This window comes from Microbacterium sp. NPDC055665 (genome assembly GCF_053618035.1).
Window position 1 is genome coordinate 772649 of record NZ_JBSHGY010000001.1, and the last position, 26237, is coordinate 798885.

27 protein-coding genes are annotated in these 26237 nt (G+C 68.8%); 12 read left to right on the forward strand and 15 right to left on the reverse strand.

The genetic code is table 11. The features are described 5' to 3' along the window. The first annotated feature begins 8 nt into the window (after positions 1-8). Complete coding sequence (locus ACWGO6_RS03710; RefSeq protein WP_452325865.1) at positions 9-1295, forward strand: DNA recombination protein RmuC; 1287 nt, start codon at positions 9-11, stop codon at positions 1293-1295. Between the two features lie 96 nt (positions 1296-1391). Here the strand turns inward: ACWGO6_RS03710 and ACWGO6_RS03715 are convergent, their stop codons facing one another. Both ACWGO6_RS03715 and glpX read right to left on the reverse strand, forming a co-directional pair. Beyond that, entirely contained in the window at positions 1392-1682 is a 291-nt protein-coding gene (locus ACWGO6_RS03715) for a hypothetical protein (RefSeq protein WP_452325866.1), read from the reverse strand. A gap of 198 nt (positions 1683-1880) precedes the next feature. Next, positions 1881-2867 (reverse strand): class II fructose-bisphosphatase, encoded by a 987-nt coding sequence (gene glpX / locus ACWGO6_RS03720; RefSeq protein ID WP_136043529.1) that lies wholly within the window; start codon positions 2865-2867, stop codon positions 1881-1883. A gap of 184 nt (positions 2868-3051) precedes the next feature. On the opposite strand from glpX, the gene fbaA reads away from it, so the two are divergent. Next, the gene (gene fbaA, locus ACWGO6_RS03725) at positions 3052-4080 is read left to right on the forward strand and encodes a class II fructose-bisphosphate aldolase (RefSeq protein ID WP_136043528.1); all 1029 of its coding nucleotides are present in this window, start codon (positions 3052-3054) and stop codon (positions 4078-4080) included. An 85-nt stretch (positions 4081-4165) separates the two neighbouring features. Here the strand turns inward: fbaA and ACWGO6_RS03730 are convergent, their stop codons facing one another. The 4 genes from ACWGO6_RS03730 to ACWGO6_RS03745 form a co-directional block, all read right to left on the reverse strand. Next, complete coding sequence (locus tag ACWGO6_RS03730) at positions 4166-5440, reverse strand: hypothetical protein (protein WP_452325867.1); 1275 nt, start codon at positions 5438-5440, stop codon at positions 4166-4168. Positions 5441-5469: 29 nt separating this feature from the next. Continuing rightward, positions 5470-6003 carry a DUF6264 family protein gene (locus tag ACWGO6_RS03735; protein WP_452325868.1) on the reverse strand — a complete coding sequence of 178 codons (534 nt, stop codon included), beginning with the start codon at positions 6001-6003 and terminating at the stop codon, positions 5470-5472. A gap of 235 nt (positions 6004-6238) precedes the next feature. Next, the gene (locus ACWGO6_RS03740; RefSeq protein WP_136043525.1) at positions 6239-7030 is read right to left on the reverse strand and encodes an IclR family transcriptional regulator; all 792 of its coding nucleotides are present in this window, start codon (positions 7028-7030) and stop codon (positions 6239-6241) included. Positions 7031-7032: 2 nt separating this feature from the next. Beyond that, positions 7033-8112, reverse strand: coding sequence for a 4-hydroxy-3-methylbut-2-enyl diphosphate reductase (locus ACWGO6_RS03745; RefSeq protein WP_205820412.1), 1080 nt, complete (start codon positions 8110-8112; stop codon positions 7033-7035). 64 nt (positions 8113-8176) lie between these two features. Here ACWGO6_RS03745 and xseA point away from each other — a divergent pair, with 64 nt between their 5' ends. From xseA to ACWGO6_RS03770, 5 genes are read left to right on the forward strand one after another with little or no spacing between them, the layout of a single operon-like run. Next, positions 8177-9454: an exodeoxyribonuclease VII large subunit gene (gene xseA, locus ACWGO6_RS03750; protein WP_136043524.1), complete on the forward strand. Its 1278-nt coding sequence runs from the start codon at positions 8177-8179 to the stop codon at positions 9452-9454. 36 nt (positions 9455-9490) lie between these two features. After that, positions 9491-9730 carry an exodeoxyribonuclease VII small subunit gene (locus ACWGO6_RS03755; RefSeq protein WP_205820411.1) on the forward strand — a complete coding sequence of 80 codons (240 nt, stop codon included), beginning with the start codon at positions 9491-9493 and terminating at the stop codon, positions 9728-9730. Continuing rightward, positions 9727-10371 (forward strand): DUF4245 family protein, encoded by a 645-nt coding sequence (locus ACWGO6_RS03760; RefSeq protein WP_136043523.1) that lies wholly within the window; start codon positions 9727-9729, stop codon positions 10369-10371. The genes ACWGO6_RS03755 and ACWGO6_RS03760 overlap by 4 nt, the downstream gene beginning before the upstream one ends. Then, positions 10368-11054 carry a carbonic anhydrase gene (locus ACWGO6_RS03765; protein WP_136043522.1) on the forward strand — a complete coding sequence of 229 codons (687 nt, stop codon included), beginning with the start codon at positions 10368-10370 and terminating at the stop codon, positions 11052-11054. The genes ACWGO6_RS03760 and ACWGO6_RS03765 overlap by 4 nt, the downstream gene beginning before the upstream one ends. Continuing rightward, positions 11051-12472, forward strand: a complete 1422-nt coding sequence (locus ACWGO6_RS03770) for a class II fumarate hydratase (protein WP_452325869.1) — start codon at positions 11051-11053, stop codon at positions 12470-12472. The genes ACWGO6_RS03765 and ACWGO6_RS03770 overlap by 4 nt, the downstream gene beginning before the upstream one ends. 69 nt (positions 12473-12541) lie before the next feature. Here ACWGO6_RS03770 and ACWGO6_RS03775 read toward each other — a convergent pair whose 3' ends face one another. The 3 genes from ACWGO6_RS03775 to ACWGO6_RS03785 all read right to left on the reverse strand — a co-directional run bounded on the left by ACWGO6_RS03775 (position 12542) and on the right by ACWGO6_RS03785 (position 16031). Further along, on the reverse strand, positions 12542-13924 hold the full coding sequence (locus tag ACWGO6_RS03775) for a PhoH family protein (RefSeq protein WP_452325870.1): 1383 nt from the start codon (positions 13922-13924) through the stop codon (positions 12542-12544). Positions 13925-14081: 157 nt separating this feature from the next. Then, a complete protein-coding gene (locus tag ACWGO6_RS03780) occupies positions 14082-15212 on the reverse strand; it encodes an aminotransferase class V-fold PLP-dependent enzyme (protein WP_136043519.1) in 1131 nt (376 codons plus the stop codon). 39 nt (positions 15213-15251) lie between these two features. Beyond that, positions 15252-16031 carry an isoprenyl transferase gene (locus ACWGO6_RS03785; RefSeq protein WP_452326108.1) on the reverse strand — a complete coding sequence of 260 codons (780 nt, stop codon included), beginning with the start codon at positions 16029-16031 and terminating at the stop codon, positions 15252-15254. 98 nt (positions 16032-16129) lie between these two features. Between ACWGO6_RS03785 and trhA the strand changes: the two genes are divergently transcribed. Then, positions 16130-16861 (forward strand): PAQR family membrane homeostasis protein TrhA, encoded by a 732-nt coding sequence (trhA, locus tag ACWGO6_RS03790; RefSeq protein WP_136043518.1) that lies wholly within the window; start codon positions 16130-16132, stop codon positions 16859-16861. A 55-nt stretch (positions 16862-16916) separates the two neighbouring features. Here trhA and ACWGO6_RS03795 read toward each other — a convergent pair whose 3' ends face one another. Beyond that, on the reverse strand, positions 16917-17216 hold the full coding sequence (locus ACWGO6_RS03795) for a hypothetical protein (RefSeq protein ID WP_136043517.1): 300 nt from the start codon (positions 17214-17216) through the stop codon (positions 16917-16919). A 68-nt stretch (positions 17217-17284) separates the two neighbouring features. Here ACWGO6_RS03795 and ACWGO6_RS03800 point away from each other — a divergent pair, with 68 nt between their 5' ends. Beyond that, on the forward strand, positions 17285-17671 hold the full coding sequence (locus tag ACWGO6_RS03800; RefSeq protein WP_136043516.1) for a DUF4307 domain-containing protein: 387 nt from the start codon (positions 17285-17287) through the stop codon (positions 17669-17671). 97 nt (positions 17672-17768) lie between these two features. Then, positions 17769-18257, forward strand: coding sequence for a transcription elongation factor GreA (gene greA / locus ACWGO6_RS03805; protein WP_136043515.1), 489 nt, complete (start codon positions 17769-17771; stop codon positions 18255-18257). Positions 18258-18320: 63 nt separating this feature from the next. Here greA and ilvA read toward each other — a convergent pair whose 3' ends face one another. Both ilvA and ACWGO6_RS03815 read right to left on the reverse strand, forming a co-directional pair. After that, on the reverse strand, positions 18321-19550 hold the full coding sequence (ilvA, locus tag ACWGO6_RS03810) for a threonine ammonia-lyase (protein ID WP_136043514.1): 1230 nt from the start codon (positions 19548-19550) through the stop codon (positions 18321-18323). Next, the gene (locus ACWGO6_RS03815; RefSeq protein ID WP_205820410.1) at positions 19547-20743 is read right to left on the reverse strand and encodes an AI-2E family transporter; all 1197 of its coding nucleotides are present in this window, start codon (positions 20741-20743) and stop codon (positions 19547-19549) included. Before ACWGO6_RS03815 ends, ilvA begins: the two co-directional genes overlap by 4 nt. An 88-nt stretch (positions 20744-20831) precedes the next feature. Here ACWGO6_RS03815 and ACWGO6_RS03820 point away from each other — a divergent pair, with 88 nt between their 5' ends. Then, entirely contained in the window at positions 20832-22088 is a 1257-nt protein-coding gene (locus ACWGO6_RS03820) for a winged helix-turn-helix domain-containing protein (protein WP_136043513.1), read from the forward strand. After that, a complete protein-coding gene (locus tag ACWGO6_RS03825) occupies positions 22085-23008 on the forward strand; it encodes a hypothetical protein (RefSeq protein ID WP_452325871.1) in 924 nt (307 codons plus the stop codon). Before ACWGO6_RS03820 ends, ACWGO6_RS03825 begins: the two co-directional genes overlap by 4 nt. Positions 23009-23020: 12 nt before the next feature. On the opposite strand, the gene ACWGO6_RS03830 is transcribed toward ACWGO6_RS03825, so the two are convergent. The 3 genes from ACWGO6_RS03830 to ACWGO6_RS03840 all read right to left on the reverse strand — a co-directional run bounded on the left by ACWGO6_RS03830 (position 23021) and on the right by ACWGO6_RS03840 (position 26237). Continuing rightward, positions 23021-23587, reverse strand: coding sequence for a LemA family protein (locus ACWGO6_RS03830; protein ID WP_136043511.1), 567 nt, complete (start codon positions 23585-23587; stop codon positions 23021-23023). Between the two features lie 92 nt (positions 23588-23679). Further along, positions 23680-24993 carry a D-arabinono-1,4-lactone oxidase gene (locus ACWGO6_RS03835; RefSeq protein WP_452325872.1) on the reverse strand — a complete coding sequence of 438 codons (1314 nt, stop codon included), beginning with the start codon at positions 24991-24993 and terminating at the stop codon, positions 23680-23682. Further along, positions 24990-26237 carry an alanine racemase gene (locus ACWGO6_RS03840; RefSeq protein WP_136043509.1) on the reverse strand — a complete coding sequence of 416 codons (1248 nt, stop codon included), beginning with the start codon at positions 26235-26237 and terminating at the stop codon, positions 24990-24992. The genes ACWGO6_RS03835 and ACWGO6_RS03840 overlap by 4 nt, the downstream gene beginning before the upstream one ends.

Genomic DNA, 26237 nt, shown 5'->3' on the forward strand with positions numbered 1-26237 from the left:
ATGAACACATGGATGCTCTGGCTGTGGTTCTCCTCTTCCTCGCCCTCGCGGCGGGCGTCGCTGTCGGCTGGTTCCTGCGCGCAGGGCGCGGTGCTGCTGACCTCGCGCGCGCTCAGGCCGAGCTGGCCGCCGCGCGCGACGACCGCGACCGCCAGTACGACCTCTACCGCGATGCCGTCGAGCACTCGCGGAACGAGCAGCGCGCCGAGGCCCAGCGAGTGCAGCAGCAGAACGCGGTGCTGACGGCGCTCGCACCCGTCCGAGAGAGCCTGCAGCAGATGCAGACGAAGGTGACGGCAATCGAACGCGAGCGCCACGCCCAGTTCGGCACGCTGGAGGAGCAGCTGCGACGCGCTCAGGAATCCGACGAAGCGCTCCGCGCGACCACGGAGTCTCTGGCCGGCGCTCTGCGCTCGACGGCCACGCGCGGGGTGTGGGGCGAGACGCAGCTGCGACGCGTGGTGGAAGCGGCGGGGCTCACACGTCATATCGACTTCGACCTGCAGGCGACGATCTCTTCCGACCGCGGCCAGGGCCGGCCCGACATGGTCATCCGCCTCGCCGGCGGCAGCTCCATCGCGGTCGACGCCAAGGTGCCCCTCGACGCGTATCTCGAGGCTTCGGCGCTGTCGACGGGAGATGCCCAGGAACCGCAGCGGCGCGCTCTCATGCAGAAGCACGTCAAAGCCGTCCGCGCGCACATCGACGCCCTGGCCAAGAAGGCGTACTGGGCGGGACTCGACGCGAGTCCGGAGTTCGTGATCTGCTTCCTGCCGAGCGAGTCGCTCCTCGCCGCGGCGATCGACGAAGACCCCACGTTGCTCGACTACGCGTTCAGCCGTCGAGTGGCGCTCGCGTCTCCTGTGAACCTCTGGGCCGTCCTGAAGACCGTGGCGTTCACATGGACCCAGCAGGAGGTGTCGACCGAGGCACGCACACTGCTGGCCCTCGGCACGCAGCTCTATGACCGGCTCGGTACTCTCGCCGGGCATGCCGACGATCTGCGCCGCGCCTTGGAGCGCACGGTCGACAGCTACAACCGCTTCGCCGGATCGCTCGAAACGCGCGTACTCGTCACGGCCCGGCAGTTCCCCGGCGTCGATGCCGCGGCTCTCGCGTCCGTTCCGTCGGCGACCGCGACCACGGGGCGACGTTTCACTGCTCCTGAGCTGATCACCCTCGACGGCGCTGCGAGTGAGCCGCCGTTCGAGGCCGACGATGCCACAGACGGCATCGACTCCGCATCGGTGCGTGCGGATGTGGGCGAGGTGCGGACGCGCCTCGACGAGATCTAGGCACCGCCACGGTCGCGCCACCACCGTCGCGCACTGCCGGGCGTCCGACCATCGTGCCGAGCCGCGTGGCGATGAGCCGAAGCGGCGTGCAGCGCCTCAGGCGATGCCGGGTACGCCGCTGAGCAGCAGGATGACCAGGCCGCTGGTGGCGAGGAACGCTCCGATCATCCACCAGGCGCTGACCTCATGGCCCTCGTCGCGGCGGACGCGGAACAGCACGTCAGCGCGGCGAGCAGGATCGGCGATGGCCGCTGGCGGAGTGGTCACGGTCGGGCTGGCTGCGACGCCCGACTCGGCGTCGGCGCTCACCCGGAGAATCCGTCCGGTGTTCGTCGTGATGATCTTCGTCGCGGCGGCCTTCGAGCCACTCGTGTGCTGCGTTGTCATCCGTTCGCCCTCCTGTGCCTGCGATGCCTGACGGCTCCGTCCACGGCGACAAACCCAGTGACAATTGTGACACGGCGCTCCGGAAAGCGTGGCTCACCCCGCTCTGAGCCCATACCGGCTCGATAACGATGCCGTCATCATCGACGCAGGAACAAACGGTCAGAGACGCAGGAACAAGCCGTCAGAAAGGCCCCGAGATCAGAGCCACTTCGAGACGAGGTGCTCCGAGGCGATGCGACGGAGGGTCCCGGAGGCACCTCGGAGCACCACGCTCTCCGTGTACACGTAGCCCCGCTCGCGGCGGACGCCCGCAACGAGCTGGCCATCGGTGACGCCGGTCGCCACGAAGATCGTGTTGTTGCCCTGCACGAGGTCGTCGGCCTCGTAGACCCTGTCCATCTCGAGGCCGGCGTCGATGCCGCGCTGGCGCTCATCGTCGTCACGCGGCCACAGACGCCCCTGGATGTGCCCGCCAAGCGCCTTGATGGCGCATGCCGTGACGATGCCCTCGGGGCTGCCGCCGACGCCGACGCACATGTCGGTGCGGGCGTCGTGCCGAGCGGCGTTGATCCCGCCCGCGACGTCGCCGTCGCTCATCAGCCGGGTGCCGGCGCCGGCGTCGCGGATCTCCTGGATGAGCTGCTCGTGGCGCGGCCGATTCAGCACGGACACGACGATCTCGTCGACAGGCTTGTCGAGCGCTCCAGCGAGCTTGCGGATGTTCTCGCCGATGGGGAGCCGGATGTCGACGACGCCGACGCCCGCCGGCCCCGTGACGAGCTTGTCCATGTAGAAGACGGTGGACGCATCCAGCATCGTGCCACGGTCGGACACGGCGATCACGGACAGCGCGTTCTGCCGACCCGCTGCGGTGAGGGACGTTCCGTCGATGGGGTCGACCGCGATGTCGCACAGCGGTCCGCGCCCGGTGCCGACGACCTCGCCGTTGAACAGCATCGGCGCGTTGTCCTTCTCGCCCTCACCGATCACGACGCGGCCCTGGAAATCGACCGTCCCGAGGAATGCGCGCATCGCGTCGACGGCGGCCCCGTCCGCCGCCTCCTTCGCGCCGCGCCCGATGAAGGGGACCGCACGGATGGCCGCAGCCTCCGTCGCTCGCACCAGCTCCATCGCAAGGTTACGGTCGGGACGAAGAGGGCTCAGATCCGCTGTCAGACTCACCATGCGGTCAGCCTAGCTATCGACGTGAGCGAACAGCTCGATTTTCGCCCTCCATCCGACGAAGGAATCGCGATTCTTAACGCCTGTGCACAAGACGCGATGCAGGCGGAACCCCCACCTGCAGTACCACTCCGACCGCCCCGATAGAGTGGCACCTGTCCCGGCTTCACCTATCGCAGGAGTTCTCATGCCCGTCGCCACCCCGGATCAGTACGCCGAAATGCTCGACCGCGCGAAGGCCGGTGGCTTCGCGTACCCCGCATTCAACGTCTCGAGCTCGCAGACGATCAACTCCGTCCTCCAGGGACTGACCGAGGCCGGCTCCGACGGCATCATCCAGGTCACCACGGGTGGAGCCGACTACTTCGCCGGCCACACGGTGAAGGCACGCGCCACGGGCGCACTCGCCTTCGCACGCTTCGCCACCGAAGTCGCCAAGAACTACCCCATCACCGTCGCGCTGCACACGGACCACTGCCCGAAGGACGCCCTCGCCGGCTTCGTCGAGCCGCTGATCGCCGCTTCCGAGGAAGAGGTCAAGGCCGGTCGCAACCCGATCTTCCAGTCCCACATGTGGGACGGCTCGGCCGTTCCCCTCGCGGAGAACATCGAGATCGCGAAGGACCTGCTCCCCCGCATGAAGAACATCAACGCCATCCTCGAGGTCGAGATCGGCGTCGTCGGCGGCGAAGAGGACGGCGTGCAGCACGAAGGCTCGAACGAGGCTCTCTACACGACCTTCGCCGACGTCGACCAGGCCGTGCAGGCGCTGGGTCTCGGAGAGCAGGGTCGCTACATCGCCGCCCTCACGTTCGGCAACGTGCACGGCGTCTACAAGCCCGGTGGCGTCAAGCTGCGCCCGGAGCTCCTCGGTGAGATCCAGGCCGAGGTCGCGGCGAAGTACAACACGGGCGCCAAGCCGCTCGACCTGGTCTTCCACGGCGGCTCCGGCTCGACCGACGAGGAGATCGCCCTCGCGGTCGCGAACGGTGTCATCAAGATGAACATCGACACCGACACGCAGTACGCCTACACGCGTGCGATCGCCGACTACATGTTCAAGAACTACGACGGCGTGCTGAAGGTCGACGGCGAGGTCGGCAACAAGAAGCAGTACGACCCGCGCGCCTGGGGCAAGATCGCCGAGTCGGCGATGGCCGCCCGCGTGGTCGAGTCGACCCGTCAGCTCGGCTCCTACGGCCAGTCGAAGAGCTGATCCGTCGGAACTTCGTCGAGAGATGCCCCAGCCGATCGGCTGGGGCATCCCTCATTTTCGGCCGCGGCGCCCGGGCGCGGCGCCGTCATTCGCCGCGACTGCGGCGAATGCGGGTGACCCAGATCGCCCCGTCGACCACGGCATCGACGACGAGAAGCACTCCGAGTGCCCTGCCCGCTCCCCGCGATCGAGATGCGGCCCACAGGCCGGCCCCGAGTTCCCCGAGCGAGAGCAGGAGACCCGCGGCGGGGCGGCGGCGGAGAGCATCACCGAGCCGCGCGAGCGGCCGTTCCCGGCGGGTGAGCGGCGTGAGTTCCCCGAGTCCGGCGATCGCCGTCTCCCTGAGCGTGGGCCACCATCCCACGGGGAGGAACCGTCGATCCGTCCCCGCGGTCGCGCTTCCGAATGCGGCGTCGATCAGGTCGGACGAGATTCCGAAGGCAGCGAGGAAGACGCGCTGGCGATCCTCCGCGCCGACCACACCCCCCAGCGCCTCGGGGATCAGCGCGCGGTGTGCCGCATCGACGTCGAGGTCCACGGCTGCGGCGATCTCGAGGAGCTCATCGCGGCTTCCGTCGCCCTCGGTGAGGAGCCGCCGGTAGATCTCCGCCGTCTCCGGAACGCGGATGGCGTCGATATCGAGGACCGGCCGGGTGTCGCGTTCCGCCTCGGTCCAGAAGGGGATCGGGCCTCCGCTGCCCACGGCCACCTCGAACCACACGGCGGCGTCGGCGCGGTTCAGCTCGATCACGGGCAACTCGCCCTTCGAGCTCACCCAGGCACCGCTCGGCTCTGAGGCCTCGAACCGCTGGAGCGACCAGTCACCGGACTCGCGGTGGTCGACCGCGGTCGCGTGGACGGCGGCCAGGATGCGGGCTATCGCGGGTCCGCGGTGGGAGAACGCCGAGACCTGCACCGCCGGAGCCGCGAACAGCGCGGAATCGCTCACGGCATCCTCCGAATCGTCGGCGCCCGCCTCGACGGAATCGTCGATGAGCTCGTCGACCAATTCCTCCACCGAACCGAAGCCGAACGCGTCGTCCCCCTCCTCGTCCGCATCCACGTCCACGTCGAGCCAGAGCGTGAGGCCCTTCTCCTCGAAGGCCGCTTTGAGCTCGCTCGCCGACAGGGTCGATTCGATCGTGTCCTCTTCGCTGAGCGTCAGCACGTGGCCATCGTCCGTCACCGGGATGGCGAGCACGGCCTCCTCACGGCCATCCCACTCGGCAGTCGCATCGCGCACGCCGGCGGGAACGCGCAGCAGAGAGAGGATTTCGCGGGCCGAGGGCCGCGGGTCGGTCCCGTCAGCGCGATCGACCGAAGCGTAGGAGAGATGGACGCCGAAGCTGTTCTGGGACATCCTTCGACAGTAGCCGTGCGATTCGGCTGCTACTGCCCGACGGTCGACATATAGGCCACGAATGCCGGGTCGTTCATCATCGGCACCGAGATGCAGATGGTCACGACGATCATGGTCGCCAGCGCACCCACGATCGGCACCCACCAGGTGATCCGTCGACGCCGCAGCCGCCGGATCGACAGCGCGGCCGTGATCGACCATCCGACGGCGAGGGTGATGGCGGCGATCACTCCCCAGGTGCGCCCCTGGGCGAAGTTGGTGAACTCCCCCTCGATGCCCAGGATCTTCATCGTCTCGTTCATCACGGTCGGCAGGTCGAGATACGAGAGACCGGTGATGATGATGTTCACCAGGCCGTAGGCCAGCAACCCGATGGTCACGAAGCGGTCGACCGGGTGCGGACGGGCGGCGGGAGCGCTCGCGCTCGGACCGGGCGCCGCCGGCCCCGGGGTTGCCGGCATCGGCGACGCGACGACGACCTCGTCGAGGGGCGGCAGGCCGGCGGCTCGCCGTTGCTCCTCGGGGGTGGCGAGTTCGCCGTACTGCGGGCGCTGATCGGTCATCCCGCCATGCTAACCGCCCCGGCTCTGCGCGCCTCACAGCGAGAGACCGCGAAAACGATAGCGGCCCCGGAGAAGTGGGGACTTCGCGGGGCCGCGGATGTGAAGCGCTGGGGACGCTTCTCATCCAGTTTTGATCACCGGCGCTGGGGACGCCTGTGGTGATCTGTAGCGCTGTTGCATGCCGCTACTCCCCCGATCATAGGAAAACGTGTGCCCGAGCACCAGGGGTCAGACTTCAGATAGTGAACTCCGCGCCTTCCGAGCCACTGTCGAGGGTGTCGGCGCCGAGTTGCAGCGAGAGCCGCCTCGCCGCTCGCTGCAGCGTCGCGACGAGCTCGTTGTCCACGACGGCCCGGTCAGCCGGCAGCGAGATCGCCAGCGACGCGGTGACGCCGGGGGCGATGACGGGTACCGCGACGCAGGTCGCGCCGATCACGTACTCCTCGTGGTCCACGGCCCATCCCGGCGACTGCTCCAGCTGCGTCAGGAGTGTGCGACGATCGCTGATCGTGCGCGGCGTGAGCTCCTCCAGGCGATGCCGGGAGAGGTAGTCCAGCCGGTCGTCATCGGGCAGATCCGCGAGGATCTGCTTCCCCAGTGCGGTCGCGTGGGCGCTCGACTGCAACCCCACCCAGAGTTCGACACGGGGGTTGCGGACCGCGTCGACGATATCGACCAGATGCATCTCTCCGTCTGCGAAGCGGGAGAGGTATGCGGTCGCACCCAGGTCCTCCGTCACATCCCGGAGCGAGGCCCGAACCCGGGCGAGGAAGACCCCGCGTGAGTCGATCTGCTGCTGGAAGGAGGGAAATCGCGAGCCGAGCACCAGCCCGTCGGGTTCGGAACTCAGATACCCCTCATGGACGAGGGTGCGGACGAGGTTATAGGTCGTGCCCGGAGTCAATCCGGTGATCGCCGCCAGCATCTTCGCCGGAAGCGGACGAGGAGAATTGGCGACGATGTCGACCAGCCGCAGAGCACGCTGCACCGACCCGATGAGGGTCGGCTCCGCGTCCGCGGCGCTCAAGGCTACGCGCCTCCTCCAGTGGCACGACCGCCGAGCGCCCGATCGTCGCGCTGACCGGAGGCATCGTGTCGAAGCTCCTTGGGCAGGGAGAACATCAGGTCTTCCTCCGCAGTCTTGACCTCTTCGACATCGCGATACCCGGCATCGCCGATCGCCTCGAGCACCTCGCGCACCAGCACCTCCGGCACGGAGGCCCCACTGGTCACGCCGACGGTCTCGACGCCGTCAAGCCACTCCTGCTGGATCTCCTCGGCATAGTCGACGCGGTACGCCGCCTTCGCCCCGTACTCGAGTGCGACCTCGACCAGACGCACGCTGTTCGAGGAGTTGGAGGAGCCCACGACGATCACGAGGTCGGCCCCGGCCGCGACCTTCTTGATCGCGACCTGACGGTTCTGCGTGGCGTAGCAGATGTCGTCGGACGGCGGATTGTGCAGTTCGGGGAAGCGCGTGCGCAAGCGGTTCACCGTCTCCATCGTCTCGTCGACCGAGAGCGTCGTCTGCGAGAGCCAGACCACCTTGTTCGGGTCTTTGACGACGACGGTGTCGGCCTCTTCCGGCGAGTTCACGACCGTGACGTGCTCCGGGGCCTCGCCCGCAGTGCCTTCGACCTCTTCATGGCCTTCGTGACCGATGAGCAGGATCTCGAAGTCGTCTCGGGCGAATCGCACGGCCTCGCGGTGCACCTTGGTGACGAGCGGGCAGGTCGCGTCGATCGCATGCAGTCCGCGATCGGATGCGGCGTTCACGACCGCGGGCGAGACGCCGTGCGCGCTGAAGACGACGTGTGCGCCCTCGGGAACCTCGTCGACCTCTTCGACGAAGATCGCGCCCTTCTCCTCGAGCTCGGTCACGACATGGATGTTGTGCACGATCTGCTTGCGCACATAGACCGGGGCGCCGTAGCGTTCGAGCGCCTTCTCGACGGCGACGACGGCACGGTCGACGCCGGCGCAGTATCCGCGCGGCGCGGCGAGCAGCACCCGCTTGTGTCCGGCCACCGGGTTATCCTGAAGCCGTCCGGCCGCCGCACGCACACGCGGGAGACGGGGGACGGGGAGATGCACGGCAGTCGAAGTCACCCTTGGATTCTACCGCCGCGCGGCTGTGCGAGGCCGGAGAGCGCAGGGGCAGGAACGGGAGCGGATGACAGTCTTCGAAGCGACGACGGGCCAGGGCGAAACGCCGCCCGCCGATTCGGTCGCCCCTCGCGATTCCACAGCCGATGCCCCGACCTCGGTCACGCGGCTCAACGCGACGATCCGCGACTTCATCGCCCGCTGGAACACCGTGTGGGTCGAGGGCGAGATCACCTCGTGGAACGTGCGTGCCGGCAACGTCTTCGCGCGCCTGAAGGACACCCGCTCGGACGCGCAGATCTCGATCCGCGTGTGGTCGAGCGTGCGCGGCCGCATCCCCTCCGACATCGGCATCGGCGATCACGTGGTCGTCGCGGTCAAGGCCGACTACTTCGTCAAGGCCGGCGATTTCAGCTTCGCCGTCTCCGCGATGAAGCACGTGGGGCTGGGCGATCAGCTCGAACGCCTCGAGAAGCTCCGGGTGCAGCTACGGCAGGAGGGGCTGTTCGATCCGGCCCGCAAGAAGCGCCTGCCGTTCCTCCCGCACGTGATCGGTCTGATCACCGGCGAGCGCTCCGACGCCGAGAAGGACGTGCACCGCAACGCCGAGCTGCGCTGGCCGCAGGTCCGCTTCCGCACCGAGTACGCCGCCGTGCAGGGAGATCGCTGCGTGCCGGACACCCTGGCCGCTCTCGCGAGGCTGGATGCCGACCCCGAAGTCGACGTCATCATCATCGCCCGCGGCGGCGGCGACCCGCAGACGCTCCTCGGCTTCAGCGACGAGCGTCTGGTGCGCGCGGTGGCCGCGGCGTCCACCCCCGTCGTCAGCGCGATCGGACACGAGAACGATCATCCCCTGCTCGACGACGTCGCCGACCTCCGGGCCTCCACCCCTACCGATGCAGCGAAGCGCGTCGTGCCGGATGTCGGGGAGCAGCGGGCGCTCATCGCTCAGTTGCGCTCACGCGCGACGACACGCCTCACCCAACGGCTCTCGCACGACATCGCCCAGCTCGACCAGCTCCGCTCCCGCCCGGTCCTGCGCTCCCCCGCCCCGATCATCGACGCGCGCGCCCAGGAGCTGTGGCTCCTGCTGTCGCGTGGCCGCGACAGCCTCACTCGACAGCTCGACACCGCAGGCCGTCGCACCAGCGAGCTGCGTGCCTCCCTGCGAGCGCTATCCCCCGCGGCGACCCTGGCTCGCGGTTACGCGATCGCGCACCTCGACGGCGGAGTGATCCTTCGCGATGCGGCGGATGCCCCGGCCGGCAGCAGCCTCACGATCACGGTCGATCGCGGTTCGGTGGCTGCCCGCTCGGAGGGCGAGATCCCTGAGAGCGACTGAGCCGGGCCGGCGCGACGCACGACGTAGGATGGAGGAGTGAGCGCGCTGAACGACATCCCCGTGGAAACGCTGTCGTTCGAGGCAGCCCGTGACGAGCTGGTGAAGGTCGTCGCCGAGCTCGAGCAGGGCTCTCCGACGCTCGAGCACTCGCTCGCCCTCTGGGAGCGTGGCGAGGCGCTGGCCGCCCGCTGCGAGGAGTGGCTGCTCGGTGCGAAGCGCCGACTGGACGCCGCACGTGCCGCCGCATCCGACGAGACGCCTGGCGGAGACGCATGAGCAAGCAGCCTCCGATCATCGCCGAGCTCGGTCGCCCGGAGACGCCCGAAGAGACCGCCGCCCGCAAGGCGGCCTCCAGCAAGGCCTATCGATCCAGTCAGACCTTCCGCAATCTCATCGCAGCCCTGCTGGTCACGGTGGCCGTCGTCGCCGTCATCATCTTCGCCGTGCCGCGGGGCGAGCCGGTGGAGCGCAAGCCGCTCGACGTCGCGGCCGTGGCCGAAGGCGTGGAGTCCTCGATGGAACGCCCCGTCCTGATCCCCGAGCTCGGCACCTTCTGGCGCGCGAACGACGCAGAGATGCAGGGCGGCGCCACGGTGGTCTGGGAAGTGACACTCGCCCCGAAATCCGACACCGAACGCGGGTTCGTCAAGGTCGCGCAGGCCTTCGACGCCGACGCGTCCTGGGCTCCGCAGCGCCTGAACGGCATCGCTCCCACGGACACGGTGCGCATCGGCGGACTCGAGTGGGACGTCTACAAGCCCGCCAGCGCCGAGTCGAACGCGAACGTCACCTACGCCATCGGCACTCAGGCGGGCGACGACTACATCCTGCTCTACGGCGCACGCTCGGCGGACTCCACCGCGGAGCTCGCCGAATCCCTCATCCCGCAGATCCGCGACATCTCGGAGGCCTCATGACGCACCCCCTGTCCCCCTCCGCAGCCTGGCAGCAGATGCAGGAGGGGAACCGCCGTTTCGTCGCCGACGAGCCACTGCATCCGAACCAGGACGTGGCCCGACGCAAGGACCTGGCCGCGGCGCAGCATCCCGTCGCGACGCTGTTCGGCTGCTCGGACTCGCGCCTCGCCGCGGAGATCATCTTCGACCTCGGGCTCGGTGACCTGTTCGTCGTCCGCAACGCCGGTCAGGTGATGGGCGAGTCGATCGTCGCGAGCCTCGAGTATGCGGTGGCGGTGCTCGAGGTTCCTCTGATCGTGGTCCTCGCCCACGACTCCTGCGGCGCGGTCCGCGCGGCGATCGACGGCACAGCGATCGACGCCGCTCCTCTGCCGCCGCACATCTGGAAGCTGATCGCCCCGATCGTCCCCGCCGCCCGGAAGGTGCTGGCAGAGAACGGCGGCGGCACGGTCGCCGACATCGACTCCGAGCTGGTCGGCATCGAGCACCTGCGCAACACGGTGCGCGACCTGCTGCAGTCGTCCGAGATCATCAGCAACGCCGTCGCCGAGGGCCGTCTCGGCATCGTCGGCGCCAACTACCGTCTGGCCGAGGGCGTGGCGGTGCCCGTCATCACGGTCGGAATCGACACCGAGGACGTCACCAAGGGGATCGACCCCGAAACCAAGGAGGGTTCTGAATGACCGACACCGACCAGCGCAGCGGCGAAAATGCGCAGGGCTACCGGATCGAGCACGACACCATGGGTGAGGTGCGGGTGCCCGTGAACGCGCTCTACGGAGCGCAGACGCAGCGCGCCGTGGAGAACTTCCCGATCTCGGGCAAGGGGCTGGAGTCGACGCAGATCGCCGCCCTCGCGCGGATCAAGAAGGCGGCAGCACTCGCCAACAAGGAGCTCGGCACCCTCGACGGCGCCATCGCCGACGCGATCGCCCAGGCCGCCGACCAGGTTGCCTCGGGTGCGCACGACGGCGAGTTCCCGGTCGACACCTACCAGACCGGCTCCGGCACCTCGTCGAACATGAACATGAACGAGGTGCTCGCGACGCTCGCGACCGGCATCCTCGGCTCGACCGTTCACCCCAACGACCACGTGAACGCGTCGCAGTCGTCGAACGACGTGTTCCCGACGTCGGTGCACATCGCCGTGACGCAGGCCCTCATCGACACCCTCATCCCGGCGCTCGACCACCTCGCCGTCGCCCTCGAGGCGAAGGCCGAGCTGTGGAAGGACGCGGTCAAGTCCGGCCGCACGCACCTCATGGATGCCACGCCCGTGACCCTCGGCCAGGAGTTCGGCGGCTACGCCCGTCAGGTGCGCCTGGGCATCGAGCGCGTGCAGTCGGCCCTCCCCCGCGTCGCTGAGGTTCCGCTGGGCGGCACCGCCGTCGGCACCGGAATCAACACGCCCCTCGGCTTCCCGCAGAAGGTCATCGCGCTCCTCGCGGCCGAGACCGAGCTGCCCATCACCGAGGCGAAGGATCACTTCGAGGCACAGGCCAACCGCGACGGCCTCGTCGAGGCGTCCGGCGCACTGCGCACGATCGCGGTCTCGCTCACCAAGATCAACAACGATCTGCGGTGGATGGGCTCCGGCCCCAACACGGGCCTCGGCGAGCTGCACATCCCCGACCTCCAGCCCGGCTCCTCGATCATGCCCGGCAAGGTCAACCCGGTCGTCCCCGAGGCCGTGCTGATGGTGTGCGCACGCGTGATCGGCAACGACGCGACGGTCGCCTGGGCCGGAGCATCCGGTTCCTTCGAGCTGAACGTCGCCATCCCGGTGATGGGCACTGCCGTGCTCGAGTCGATCCGTCTGCTGTCGAACGCCTCGCGCGTGCTCGCCGACAAGACGATCGATGGCCTCCAGGCCAACGTCGAGCGCGCTGCCGCGTTCGCGGGCATGAGCCCGTCGATCGTGACGCCGCTGAACAAGCTCATCGGCTACGAGGCGGCGGCGAAGATCGCCAAGTACTCGGTCGCCAAGGGCATCACCGTACGCGACGCCGTCATCGACCTCGGCTACGTCGAGCGCGGTGACCTCACGCTGGAGCAGCTGGACGAGAAGCTCGACCTGCTGTCGATGACCCACCCGGGCTGACCCACACGGGCCGACCGACGACCGGATGCCGCGGGGACTCGTTCCTCGCGGCATCCGGTGTTTCCGCCGTCAGCTGAGCTCTCCGCCCTCCAGGAGCTCGGTGACGAGGGCCGCGATGGCCGAGCGCTCGGAGCGCGTCAGGGTGACGTGACCGAACAGGTCGTGCCCCTTCAGCGTCTCGATCACGCTGGCGATCCCGTCGTGCCGGCCGACGCGGAGGTTGTCCCGCTGACCGACGTCGTGCGTGAGGATGACGCGCGAGTTCTGCCCCATGCGGCTCAGCACCGTGAGCAGCACGTTCCGCTCGAGCGATTGCGCCTCGTCGACGATCACGAAGGCATCGTGCAGAGAGCGTCCGCGGATGTGCGTGAGCGGAAGGACTTCGAGCAGTCCGCGCTCGACGACCTCTTCGATGACGTTGCCGGAGACGACCGAGCCGAGCGTGTCGAACACCGCTTGACCCCAGGGGCCCATCTTCTCGCCCTGGTCGCCGGGGAGGTAGCCGAGCTCCTGGCCGCCGACCGCGAACAGCGGCCGGAACACGATGATCTTCTTCTGCTGCTGGCGCTCCAGTACGGCCTCGAGCCCCGCGCACAGGGCGAGCGCCGACTTGCCGGTTCCCGCGCGACCGCCGAGCGAGACGATACCGACCTCCGGGTCGAGCAGCAGGTCGATCGCGATCCGCTGCTCGGCCGAGCGTCCGTGCATCCCGAAGATGTCGCGGTCGCCGCGAACCAGGCGGTACTCGCCGTCACCCGTGACCCTCCCGAGAGCGGAACCGCGCTCGGAGTGGATGATCAGACCAGTGTTCACCGGAAGGCCTCGGGCCTGCTCGCTGATGCCGACTTCGCTCTCGTAGAGGTCGCTGATGTCGTCGCCGGAGAGGTCGAGGGTCGAGATGCCGGTCCATCCGGAGTCCACCGCCTGCTCAGCGAGGTACTCCTCGGCGCGGAGTCCCAGCGATGCGGCCTTCACACGCATCGGGAGGTCCTTCGAGACGATCGTGACGTCCTGGCCGTCCTGTGCGAGGTGCATCGCGACGGAGAGGATGCGGGTGTCGTTGTCGCTGAGCCGGATTCCGGCCGGGAGCACCGAGGAGTCGGTGTTCGCGAGTTCGACACGGAGCGTGCCGCCCTCCCCGACCTCGACCGGGAAGTCCAGGCGTCCGTGCTCGATGCGCAGGTCGTCGAGGTGCCGCAGCGCCTGGCGTGCGAAGTAGCCGATCTCGGGGTCGTGGCGCTTTCCCTCCAGCTCCGTGATCACGCCGACCGGGACGACGACCGAGTGCTCGGCGAACCGGAAGAACGCCTGCGGATCGCTCAGCAGAACGGAGGTGTCGAGCACATACGTGCGCAGATCCTGATCCGGATCGGCGGACGATGCCCGGCTCGACGTCTTACGGGTGGACTGCTGCGCGGTGCTGGTGGCCTGCTGCGCTGTACGTGTGGTCACGACCCACTCCCGACCCGGGGAATCCCGGCTATTCGAACGAGTCGACCAGGGGGTCACGAGCCGCGAACCTGAGGCCGACTCGAGCGGGCGCCTTGCCCGATGCCTAGAACGTACGACCGCTGAGTGGATTAACCCGAATTCGACACGCCAGGATTCGTTACACGCTGATGAACGTCTCGTTGCCGAATGCGTGCAGCGTCTCATCCAGTCGTTCGAGGGTCGCCGCGTCCGTGCCCGCGTGCGGGGCGATGCGCACCGAGGATCCGCGTGCCGTCACGACGATTCCCGCGTTCGCCAGCGCCGCCGCGAGCCGGGCGGGTTCTTCCGGCGCCAGCGCCACGATGCCGGCACGCTGGGAGCGCTCGCGTGGCGAGGTCACGTCGATGCCGTGGCGATCAGCGATCTCGATCACGGTGTCGACGCGCTCGGCGAGTTGCTCCTCGATGTGTGCGACGCCGGCGTCGCGGACATCGCGCACGCCGATCGCGAGCCGTCCCGCAGCGAGGGTGTCCGGCTGGCTGACCGTGAAGGCCCTGGCGGATGCGGCCGGTGGGGGCAGCTCATCGACGACCAGGTCGGTCGCCGTGGTCCCGGTGATCCCGGAGAGCACGGGGACGATCCGCTCTCGTGCACGCGGTGCGAACCAGGCGAACGCGCTGCCTCGTCCCGCGCGCAGCCATTTGTAGCCGTGCCCGACCACGACGTCGGCGGCCGTGTAGTCGGTATCGATCACGCCGAACGACTGCACCGCGTCGACGACGAGCAGGCGGTCGGGGCCGATGACCTCACGCAGTGCGGCGAGGTCGGCACGGTAGCCGGTGCGGAAGTCGACGTGACTCACCGCCAGTGCGACGACCTCGTCGTCGAGCGCCTCGGCGACCGCGTCCGGGGTCACCCGCCCGTCGTCGGGGGTGATCCACCGCGGCGTGACCGCGCGGTCCGATGCCGTCGCAGCCCGGTCGAGCGTCAAGCTGACGCTGGGGAACTCCGCCGTGCTCGCTATCACCGACCCGGAGATGCCGTACAGAGCGTGCATGAGTCCGTGCGTCGACGAGGGCTGCAGCGTGACGTCGTCCGCGTCGCCCCCGAGCAGCTCCGCGACGAGCTCCTGGGCCTGTCTGACGCGCTCGGCGACCAGGGACAGGGAGGACGGGCGTCCGCTCCCCAGGAGGTCGGCATCGGCGAAGATCTCTTCGCGTACCGACGGAGACAACGGGCCGAAAGCCGCCCAGTTCAGGTAGCCGGACTCATTGCCGAAGGTGTCGACGTAGTCCTGGAAAGTGCTCACTGCGTCATTGTGGCACGGTGCCCCGCGCGCCGCCCCTGGTCAGCGGCCGAACCGACGTTCGCGATCCGTGTAGTCGCGGATCGCGCGGAGGAAGTCGACCTGTCGCAGGTCAGGTCCGAGCGCCTCGACGAAGTAGAACTCGCTGTGTGCGCTCTGCCAGAGCAGGAAGTCGCTGAGTCGCTGCTCGCCACTCGTGCGGATGACGAGATCCGGATCCGGCTGTCCCCCGGTGTACAGGTGCTCGCCGATCATCTCGGGCGTGAGGTGGGCGGCGAGGTCCTCCAGGGTTCCGCCCGAGGCCTCGTGCTTGGTGATGATGCTGCGAACGGCGTCGACGATCTCGTTGCGGCCGCCGTACCCGACGGCGAGATTCACATGCAGGCCGCTGTGGTCCTTGGTGCGCTCCTCGGCATCGGCGAGCACTCTGGCGAGCTCGGCCGGGAGGATGTCGGAGCGCCCGACGTGCTTGACCCGCCAGTTGCCCTCCTGCGACAACGCCTCCGCCAGTTCGGCGATGATCTCGATGAGGTCGGCGAGCTCTGCGGAGTCCCGCTTTCGCAGATTGTCGCTGGAGAGCAGATAAAGCGACACCACCCGCACGCCCAGCTCGTCGCACCAACCGAGGAACTCGTGCATCTTCGCAGCGCCGGCCCGGTGGCCCTCGGCTGCGCTGTCGAACCCGAGCTGGCGCGCCCATCGCCTGTTGCCGTCGATCATCATCGCCACGTGATGCGGGACGGAGGCGGGATCGAGGTGGCGACGCAGTCGACTGGTGTAGAGCCGATACAGCGGCCCTCTCACCGGATTCTCGCGTGATATCACCTCCCTACGCTACCGTGTCGAGACTTTCGCCACCGTGTGCGGATGCTGAGGATCATGTGCTCGTCGAGGTATGCGCGGCGGCTTAGAGTGAGCACGTGAGCACTCCCGAACACTCCGGTCCCGACGTCCCCGAGCTCCCGCTGCATGCCGCCGGCGAGGTCGATGCCGCGGTGGAGATCCGGCCCAGCTGGCGAGGGTGGATCCACGCGGGCACCTTCCCGGTGGCGGTGGTCGCCGGAACGGTCCTGATCCTCCTGGCCGACGGCGCCGCAGCGAAATGGGCATCCGCCGTGTTCATGCTCACCTCGATGCTGCTGTTCGGCAACTCCGCGCTCTACCACCGGTTCGACTGGAAGCCGAAGGTGAAGGTGCTCCTGAAGCGGATCGATCACGCGAACATCCTGCTGCTGATCGCCGGCACCTACACGCCGCTGGCGGTTCTCGCGCTGCCGCCGGCGAAGGGCTTGCTGCTGCTCTGCCTCGTCTGGGGCGGAACCGTGATCGGAATCCTCTTCCGCGTCTTCTGGATCAACGCACCGCGCTGGCTCTACGTCGCCCTGTATCTGCTGCTCGGTTGGGCGGCCGTCATGTACATGGGCGATCTTCTCGCTGCCAACGTCGCGATGATGGTGCTCGTGATCGTCGGCGGGCTTCTGTACACCGGAGGCGCGGTGGTCTACGCACTGAAGAAGCCGAACCCGTGGCCGGGCCATTTCGGCTTCCACGAGATCTTCCATGTGTGCACCGTGCTCGCGTTCCTGTGCCACTGGACCGCGTGCCTGCTCATCGCCCTCGCGCCGCTGTCGCCGTCGCTCGGCGCGCCGTAGTCGGGGCCTACCGCGACCTCACCGGCGAGTGCCCACGAGAGAGGCCGCGATGCGCTCAGCGAGTGGGCGGTTCGTCGCCGGCGTCCGGACGACTCGAGCCCTCGGCCTCCGGCGACACCGGCGACCCCGACGCGCCGTCGGCGGCGGCACGGGCGGCTTCCTCGGCGTCGAGTTCCTCGCGCACCTCATCGCGGTATCGGACGCGGCGGATGCGCCGATTCATGTCCCAGATCAGCAGGATCACGGCGAGCACGATCACCACGATCACGGCGAAGCCGACGAACCCGGGAGAGACAGCCTCCGGATCCACCGTCATCGACGGTGTCGGCATCGGGGTCTCGGTCAGAGCGAGCATGAATCGGCCTTTCGTACGCAGGTCGCATAACCTGGTATCACCAGCCTAACGACCGGGAAGACCCACCTGTGACGACCGCACAACAGCTCGACGAACGCTACGGCCGAACGCGACGACGTCGATGGCCGTGGATCGTCGGCGGCGGCCTCGCGCTGCTCGTCGTCGGCACCTTCAGCTGGATGACGGTCGCGCAGTCGATGGCCTCCGTGGACGCCGACGATCTGGGCTTCACGCTGGTCGACGAGCACTCGGTGGAAGTGAGCTTCCAGGTGACCGGCGTACAGGGTCGAGAGGTCGTGTGCGCGCTCGAAGCACTCGATGAGGAGTTCGGCGTGGTCGGCTGGAAGATCGTCGAGATCCCCGCCGGAGACAGCCACTCGCAGACCCGATCGGTCACCATTCCCACCGTGGCGGAGGCGACCACAGGTTTGGTGAACACCTGCTGGGTCGCCTAGACTCGTGCCAGACAGACGACGCCCCGGCACCGTGCCGGGGCGTCTTGGCATATCCCCCGCAGCACGCCGGAGGGATCCCGAAAGAAGGAGCTTCGTCATGTCCACCGATGCTCAGGTTCCCTTCCTCACGCAGGAAGCATATGACCGGCTCGTCGCCGAGCTGGAGCACCTGTCCACCGTCGGTCGCGATGAGATCGCCAAGCGCATCGAGGCGGCCCGCGAAGAGGGCGACCTCAAGGAGAACGGCGGCTATCACGCCGCGAAGGATGAACAGGGCAAGCAGGAGGCCCGCATCCGCACTCTCGAAGCTCTGCTGAAGACCGCCAAGGTCGGAGAGGCTCCCGCCAGCCGCGGGATCGTCGAGCCGGGCACCGTCGTCACTGCGCTCGTCGCCGGGGGCGAAGAGGTCTTCCTCCTCGGCAGCCGCGAGATCGCCGTCGGCAGCGACCTCGACGTCTACAGCGAGGCCAGCCCGCTCGGTCAGGCGATCCTCGGACTCAAGGTCGGCGAGAAGTCGGCATACGAAGCGCCGAACGGGCGTTCCATCAGCGTCGAGATCGTGAATGTCGAGACCTACTCGGGCTGACACCTCACGGAGAAGCGCCCCGCATCCTCTCGGAGGCGGGGCGCTTCTGCGTGGTTTCGACGGTCAGTCCGCGACGAGGATGGGCTCGAAGCCTGCGCGGCGCAACGTGTCGAGCGTGTGCTCCGAGTGCTCGGGCCCTCGCGTCTCGACGCTGAGCTCGAGGATGACCTCGCTGATCTGAAGACCGTGACCGTGACGGGTGTGCATCGCCTCGATGACGTTGGCCCCTGCCTCGGCGATGAGCTCGGACACCCGGGCCAGCTGGCCGGGGCGGTCGGGCAACGGGACGCGGATGGTGAGGTATCGCCCGGAGGCCGCGAGCCCGTGCGAGACCACGCGCTGCAGCAGCAGCGGATCGATGTTGCCGCCCGAGAGCACCGCCATGGTCGTGCCGGTGCCGGAGACCTTGCCCGCCAGGATCGCCGCGACGCCCGCCGCGCCGGCAGGCTCCACCACGACCTTCGCCTGCTCCAGCAGGATCAGGATCGCCCGCGCGAGATCGTCGTCGGACACGGTGACGACCTCATCGACGAGGTCCTTGATGATGTCGAACGGGATGGCGCCGGGACGGGCGACCAGGATGCCGTCGGCGATGGTCGGTCGCGTGACGATGTCGACGGGCTCCCCCGCAGCGAGAGACGGGGGCACAGCGGCGGCGTTCTCGGCCTGGACGCCGATGACGCGCACGGTGCGCCCGAGCTCGGCGGCACGCGCCTTCACCGCGGCGGCGACTCCGGCGATCAGCCCTCCACCGCCGATGCCGAGGACCACGGTGTCGACGTCCGGCGCATCATCGAGCAGTTCGAGCCCGAGGGTCCCCTGCCCGATCACGATGTCCCGGTGGTCGAACGGGTGGATCAGCACGGCACCGGTGCGCTCGGAGAACTCCGCTGCGAGCCGCAGCGAGGTGGCCACGGTCTCGCCCTCCAGCACGACCTCTGCGCCGTACCCGCGGGTGGCGAGGAGCTTGGGAACCGGAACCCCCAGCGGCATGAAGATCGTCGCGGGGATGCCGAGCGCCTGAGCCGCGAGTGCGACGCCCTGGGCGTGGTTGCCCGCGGATGCGGCGACGACGCCCCGCGAGCGCTCCTCGGCGCTCAGCCGCGACAGGCGATACGCGGCACCGCGGATCTTGAACGAGCCGGTGCGCTGAAGATTCTCCATCTTCAGCAGGACGGTGCCTCCGTGGATGTCGGAGAGGGCTCGCGACGGCAGCGTCGGCGTGTGCGAGATCACCTCAGCCAGACTCTGAGCCGCTAGCTCGAACTCGGTCAGGCTGGGGACTTCGCTCATCGATTCCTCCGTCTCCGCTCGCGCGGTACTGTGCTCCAGATAAGGTCTCCGCTGGGCCCGACGCCGGTGCGCCAGGAGCCGGAGCTGATGGTCACGGCCGCGACGTTGACGAAAGCGGCCAACGGAACGGCGAAGAGCGCCCCGGGGATGCCGGCGATCATCGCGCCGCCCGCCACGACGAGGACGACGGCGAGCGGGTGGACCTTCACCGCAGAGCCCATCATGATCGGCTGCAGGATGTGCCCCTCGATCTGCTGCACCGCCAGCACGACCACGAGCATCCACAGCGCGATCCACGGTCCGTTGTAGACGAGGGCGAGGAACACGGCGACAGCGCCGGTCGCGACCGCACCCACGATCGGGATGAAGGAGCCGAGGAACACCAGGACGGCGACCGGAAGCGCGAGCGGCACCTGCAGCAGGAAGGCCCCGAGGCCGATGCCGATCGCGTCGATGGTGGCCACGAACAACTGCGTGCGGGCGTAATTCACGATCGTCGCCCAGCCGTTTCGCGCGGCCCCGTCGACCGCCGGGCGGGCCTTGCGCGGGAAGATCTTGACGGTCCACCGCCAGATGCCTGCGCCGTCGGCGAGCAGGCAGATGAGGATGAACAGCGACAGCAGCGCGCCGGTGGCGACGTGTCCCACCGTCGTTCCGATGGCCAGCGCACCCGTCCAGAGGGCCTGCGTCTGCTCATTGAGGAAGTCGAGGCCCTGCTGCAGGTAGTCGGCGATCTGGGTGTCGGAGAGGTTCAGGGGGCCTTCATGCAGCCAGACCTGGAACTGGTCGAACGCCTCGGTCGAGCGAGCCTGCACGTCGGGCAGCTGGGCACGAACCTGCCAGACGACCAGCCACATCAGCCCGGTCACGATGGCGGCCGTTCCGATGAGCGAGATGGCGATCGCCAGCCAGCGGGGGAGTCCGTGTCGCAGCATGAACGAGAAGGCCGGCCACAGGAGCGCCGTGATGAGGATGCCGACCATCAGCGGGATGACCAGGAGCTTCAGCAGCATCACCAGCCAGATGAAGACGCCGATCGCGGCCGCGATGATCAGCAGCCGCCACGAATAGCTCGCTGTGATCCTCAGCGGCAAGGGCACCGCCTCATCGGCATCGGTCGTCACGGTGCGGTCTGTGGAGACCGGGCGCGGACGGAAGAGATCTCGCAGCCGGGGGCGCTGGTCCTCGCTCATCGCCCAAGTCTACGGTCAAGCGGTATGCCGTTCGACGCATCCATCGCCGAGCGGGAGCGATGTCGGCGTCCGGCGATACGCTGGCGACGTGACCGAGACCCTCAGTTCGACGCAGGCCCGGCGAATCGCCCTCGCAGCGCAGGGGTTCACCCGCGCGAGGCCCGCCTCCGTCGCCGCGCGCCACGTGCACCGGGTGATGGACCGCCTGGGCGTGCTTCAGATCGACTCGGTGAACGTGTTCGCACGCTCGCACTACCTGCCCCTGTTCTCACGTCTGGGCTCGTACGACCCGGCGCTCCTCGACAGGGTCTTCCTCTCCCGCACCACCCACTACGTCGAGTACCTCGCCCACGAGGCGACGTTCATCCCGGTCGCGGACTGGCCGCTGTGGCGATTCCGCATGGACGACTTCCGGCGGAAGTGGGCGGGTGAAGATTCGTGGATGAGCAACAACGCGCGCACGGTGCAGTGGGTGCAGGACGAGCTGCGCGCCAGGGGGCCGCTGCGTCCCGCCGACCTGCGTGACGACGCGCCTCGAGAGCGCGGCACCTGGTGGGACTGGGACGAGGCCAAGCTCGCACTCGAGCACCTCTGGCGCACAGGGGATGTCGCCGTCAGCGGCCGCAGGGGCTTCGAGCGCACATACGCGCTGGCCGAGCAGGTGATCCCCGACGGGATCCGATCGCGGGAGATCTCCCGCGACGAGGCGATCCTGGAATTGACGCGACGTGCGGCCCGCTCGAGCGGTGTCGCGACGCAGTCCGACCTCGCCGACTACTACCGGATCCGCGACCGCGCCACAGTCGCACGCTCGATCAGCGAGCTCGTCGACGCCGGCGAACTGCTCCCTGTCCAGGTGCGCGGGTGGGAGCGCGGCGGCCGTCCGCTGCCCGCGTGGCGGCATCGCGACGCCGTGTTGCCGCGCAAGGTCGACACCGCGGCCGTTCTGACGCCGTTCGATCCGGTGGTGTGGTTCCGCGACAGGGCGCTCCGCATCTTCGATCTCGACTACCGCATCGAGATCTACGTGCCGGCCGAGAAGCGTCGGTTCGGCTACTACTCGCTACCCGTGCTCGTCGGCGACCGCATCGTGGCGCGCGTCGATCTCAAGGCCGACCGCGCCAGCTCCACTCTGCAGGTGCAGTCCGCGTGGTGGGAGCCGCAGGCTCGGCCCGGCGATGCCGAGCCCGTCGCCGCGGAACTGGCCCTGGCAGCCGCCTGGCAGGGCCTGGAACGGGTCTCGATCTCGGGTTGGGGCGATGCCACCTCGGCGCTGCACGGCGCGCTGACCGGGGCGGGTGGCAGTGTGCATCGCCACGTGCACGCCAGAGAGAGCGCCCCATGAGTCGGCGCCGTTGGTGGCTGATCGGCAGCGTTGCGGGAGTCGTTGCGGCCGTCGTCACCGGTGTGTGGATCTTGCAGGCGACGAGTCGTCCTGCCACTGCGCAGGAGGCCGCTGTCGCGTACCTGCGCGCGCTCGAATCCGGTGACCCGGCAGCGGTGGAGAAGACCGGCGCCGTGGTCTCACCGGAGACCCTGGAGGCGTTCTCCGGCGCGACGGCACTCGTCGAGGATGCGGAGGTGACCTCCGTCACGGGCGATGACAGCGCCCCGATCGGGGGAGCGACGGCGGTGGCCGAGATCTCCTTCCGCCTGGCCGATGAAGAGCACACGGCAGAGGTGACGCTCTCCCCCATCGACGGACGATGGGTCGTGGACGATTCCGGGCGGGGCAGCGTGAGCGCCACTCCATCGGTCGGCACATTCGTCGCCGTCGGGGAGCAGATCCTGCCCGCCGGCGAGGCGACGGCGCTGCTGCCGGCGACCTACACCGTCACCGCCGCGCCGGTGGCGTTGCTCAACGGCGAGAAGTCGGTGACCGTGCTCCCCGGCCACGAGACAGCCGTCGATGTCGACGTGTCCGTCCGCGCCGAGGCGACGGGCGCGGCTCAGAAGCAGCTCGACGAGCACCTCGCGACCTGTACGGAACCGGGCGCCGCGGCCCCGCCCGACGGTTGCGGCATCCGCATCCCCTGGGGCACGGAGTTCCGCGCGGTCACCGACATCCGATACCGCGTGGAGGAGCTGCCGACCATGACGTTGTCGGCTACCGGGTTCAGCGCAGAAGATGGGGGGCTCGTCGCGACCGTCGCCGGAACCGGTCAAGACGGCGCGAAGCGCGAGACCACCTATCGGACCGACACGTGGGCCGTGCGCGGCGACGTGTCGTTCACCGCGGACGACGTGGTGCTGACCGCCTGGTGAGCGCGCGTCGGATCAGAACTGCACGCGGGGCGGCTCGGAGATCGCGCTGTTGTCGGCGACCTCGAAGAACTCGCGCTCGGTGAAGCCGAGTCCCTTGGCGAACAGGTTGTTCGGGAAGACCTTGATCTTGGTGTTGAGCTCGCGAACGCCGCCGTTGTAGAAGCGACGCGCGGCCTGGATCTTGTCTTCCGTATCGACCAACGCCTGCTGTACCTGGAGGAAGTTCGTGCTCGCCTGCAGCTGCGGATACGCCTCGGCGACCGCGAAAAGACTGCGAAGTGCCTGTTGGAGGTGTCCCTCGGCGATTCCGGCCTCACCGGGCCCGCCGGCGGACAGCGTCTCGGCGCGCGCACGGGTGACGTTCTCGAAGACGGCCTTCTCGTGGGAGGCGTACCCCTTGACCGTCTCGATGAGGTTGGGGATGAGGTCGGCTCGTCGCTTCAGCTGCACCGTGATGCCGCTCCACGCCTCGTCGACGCGGACCTTCAGCTGCACCAGCGAGTTGTACGTGGCCCACAGATAGATGCCGGCGAGCAGGATCACTCCGACAACGATCAGTACCGGCACGAGCCATTCCATCAGAGGCCCACCCTTCCTCGTGTTTCTCTCATCCTAGACGCGCACCCTGCACGTGGACTGGGCGCATGCCGGGGCCGCGGTCTCGGACCGTGTCAGGCTCCGAGCACGCGATCGAGATAGCGATTCGTGAAGCGCCGCTCCGGATCCAGGCGGTCGCGGAGCGCGACGAAGTCGTCGAATCGCGGATAGCGCTCGCGGAGCGTCTCGTCCGTCAGAGTGTGCAGCTTCCCCCAGTGCGGGCGGCCACCGAACTCGAGCATGATCTCCTCCACCGCGTTGAAGTATTCCGACGGGTCGGCGCGCCAATACCGGTGCACCGCGATGTAGGCGCTCGAGCGCCCATGCGCCGTCGACAGCCACCGGTCGTCCTCCGCCGCGAAGCGCACTTCGATCGGGAACTCGATGCGCCACCCGCGCTGAGCGATCAGGGCGCGGACCGCCTGGAACGCCGGCACGACATTCTCGGCCGGCAGCGCATACTCCATCTCACGGAACCGCACGGTCCGGCTCTGGATGAGCACCCGATGCGACAGCTCGGTGTACTCACGGTCTCCGGTGAGCTTCACGGCCAGTCTGCTGAACGGCGGCGTCATCGCCGGAACGACCTGCCCCGCGGCGCACACAACCCGGTAGACGCCGTTGGAGAGGAGCGTCTCGTCGATCCATCTGCCGACCACGGGGAGCGGTTTGCGCACCGTCGACTCCGGCAGCCGTGTCTGACGCTTCGTCAGCGCGACGTCGGTGTGCGGGAACCAGTAGAACTCGAAGTGATCCGAGGCGGCCACGCGCTCATCGAGCGTGGCGAGCACGTCGTCGAGAGGGGCGGGCTCATCGATGGCGTGCATGACGAAAGCCGGGACGCACTGCAGCGTGACCTCGACGATGATGCCGAGCGCACCGAGCCCGAGCGCGACGGCCGGCAGCAGTTCGCTCTCGTGCTCGTCGTCGATGCGGAGGAGTTCTCCTTCGGCCGTGACCATGGTGATGCCGACGACCTGTGTCGCCAGGCCGCCGAACTGCGCGCCGGTGCCATGGGTTCCGGTGGAGATCGCCCCGGAGATGGACTGACGGTCGATGTCACCGAGGTTCTCCATGGCCAGCCCGTAGGGGGCGAGCAGGCCGGGGATGCGATGCAGCCTCGTACCCGCGAGAAGGGTGACCCGTCCGCTGGCCGCATCCGCCGAGACGAGACCCTGCAGGTCGTCGAGTTCCAACAGGACGCCGGGCGCGACGGCGATGCCGGTGAAGCTGTGCCCCGCGCCCACGGCCTTCACGCTGAGACCGTGCTTCACCGCCGCGATCACCGCGCGCTGCACACCCTCGGGACTGCGCGGACGCTCCACGCGCACGGGACGCACCGAGGCCGACCGGCCCCAGTTCTGCCAGGAGCCGCCGATTCTCGTCACAGGAACGCCTTTCCCTCGCCGCGGTAGGTGGGAAGCTCGTCGATGACCTGCTCCCCCGACACCAGGTGATAGCGCTCGATGCGCTCCGCGGGCTCTCCGCTCTTCGCATGCCGGAACCAGACGCGATCCCCCACTCCCAGCGACGTCGCGGCAGGCCCCTGCAGCGGCGTCTGCACCTCGCCGGCGGCCTCACGCCCGAGCGTGCGGAGTCCCTCGGGCCACACCGGGCGCGGCTGACGGGAGGCGAGAGCAGGGCCGGAGGCGATCCACCCTCCGCCCAGCACCGTGGCGATGTCGTCGGCCGGCCGGCGCACCACATCGAACGCGAAGGCCGAGGCCGGGGCGGGGCGGAACGACCGGTATCCGTCGAACAGATGGCCGCCGAGCAGCCCGCTCCCCGCGCTCGCCTCGGTGAGTGATTCGTCGCTGCCCGTGAACTCGAGCGAGCCGGTGCCGCCGCCGTTGAGGATCTCCAGCGGAGCGATCGCCCCCACGGCGGCGACGATGGCCGCCCGACGCTCCCGCAATTCGTTCCTCGAGCGCGCCTGCACCATGCGGATCAGTGGCGCGTCGGGCCCGGCATCGTCGCCCTGACCCGCGATCTGCGCGTCGTACATCTGCAGTCCGACGAGCCGGAACCCGGGCCGAGCGACGACCTTGCGGGCGAAGCCGGCGACCTCGCCGGCGGTGAAGAGCGCCGATCGTCGGACTCCGATGTGGCCGAGGATCGAGGATCGCCAGGACGCGTCGACGTCGATCGCGACCCGGATCTCGGGGCGGGCTGCGGGACCGGCGACACTGTCGATCAGGTCGAGGTGGACGAGATCGTCGACCATCAGCGTGATGCGCTGCGCCGCCTGCTCGTCGGCGAAGAGCCGCTCCAGACCCGCGCGATCCACCGTCGGATAGCCGAGCATGATGTCGTCGTGCGTCTCGGCCAGCCACAGCGCCTCCTCGAGCGTGAACGCGAGGATGCCACGGAATCCGGGGAGTTTCAGCACTGCGTCGAGCACGGCCCGCACGCGCACCGACTTGGAGGCGACACGGATGGGGAGTCCGCCTGCGCGCACCAGCAGGTCCATCGCGTTGTAGCGGAGCGCGTCTCGGTCGATCACCCCGACTGGCGCCGGCAGGTGTCCGGTCGCGGCGGAGAGGCGTGGCCAGTAACGGGCCGGATCCTCCCACTCCGGGGCGATCGCGGGCGCACCCTGAACGGGGCTCAGTTCGTCGATGAGGTCGAGCAC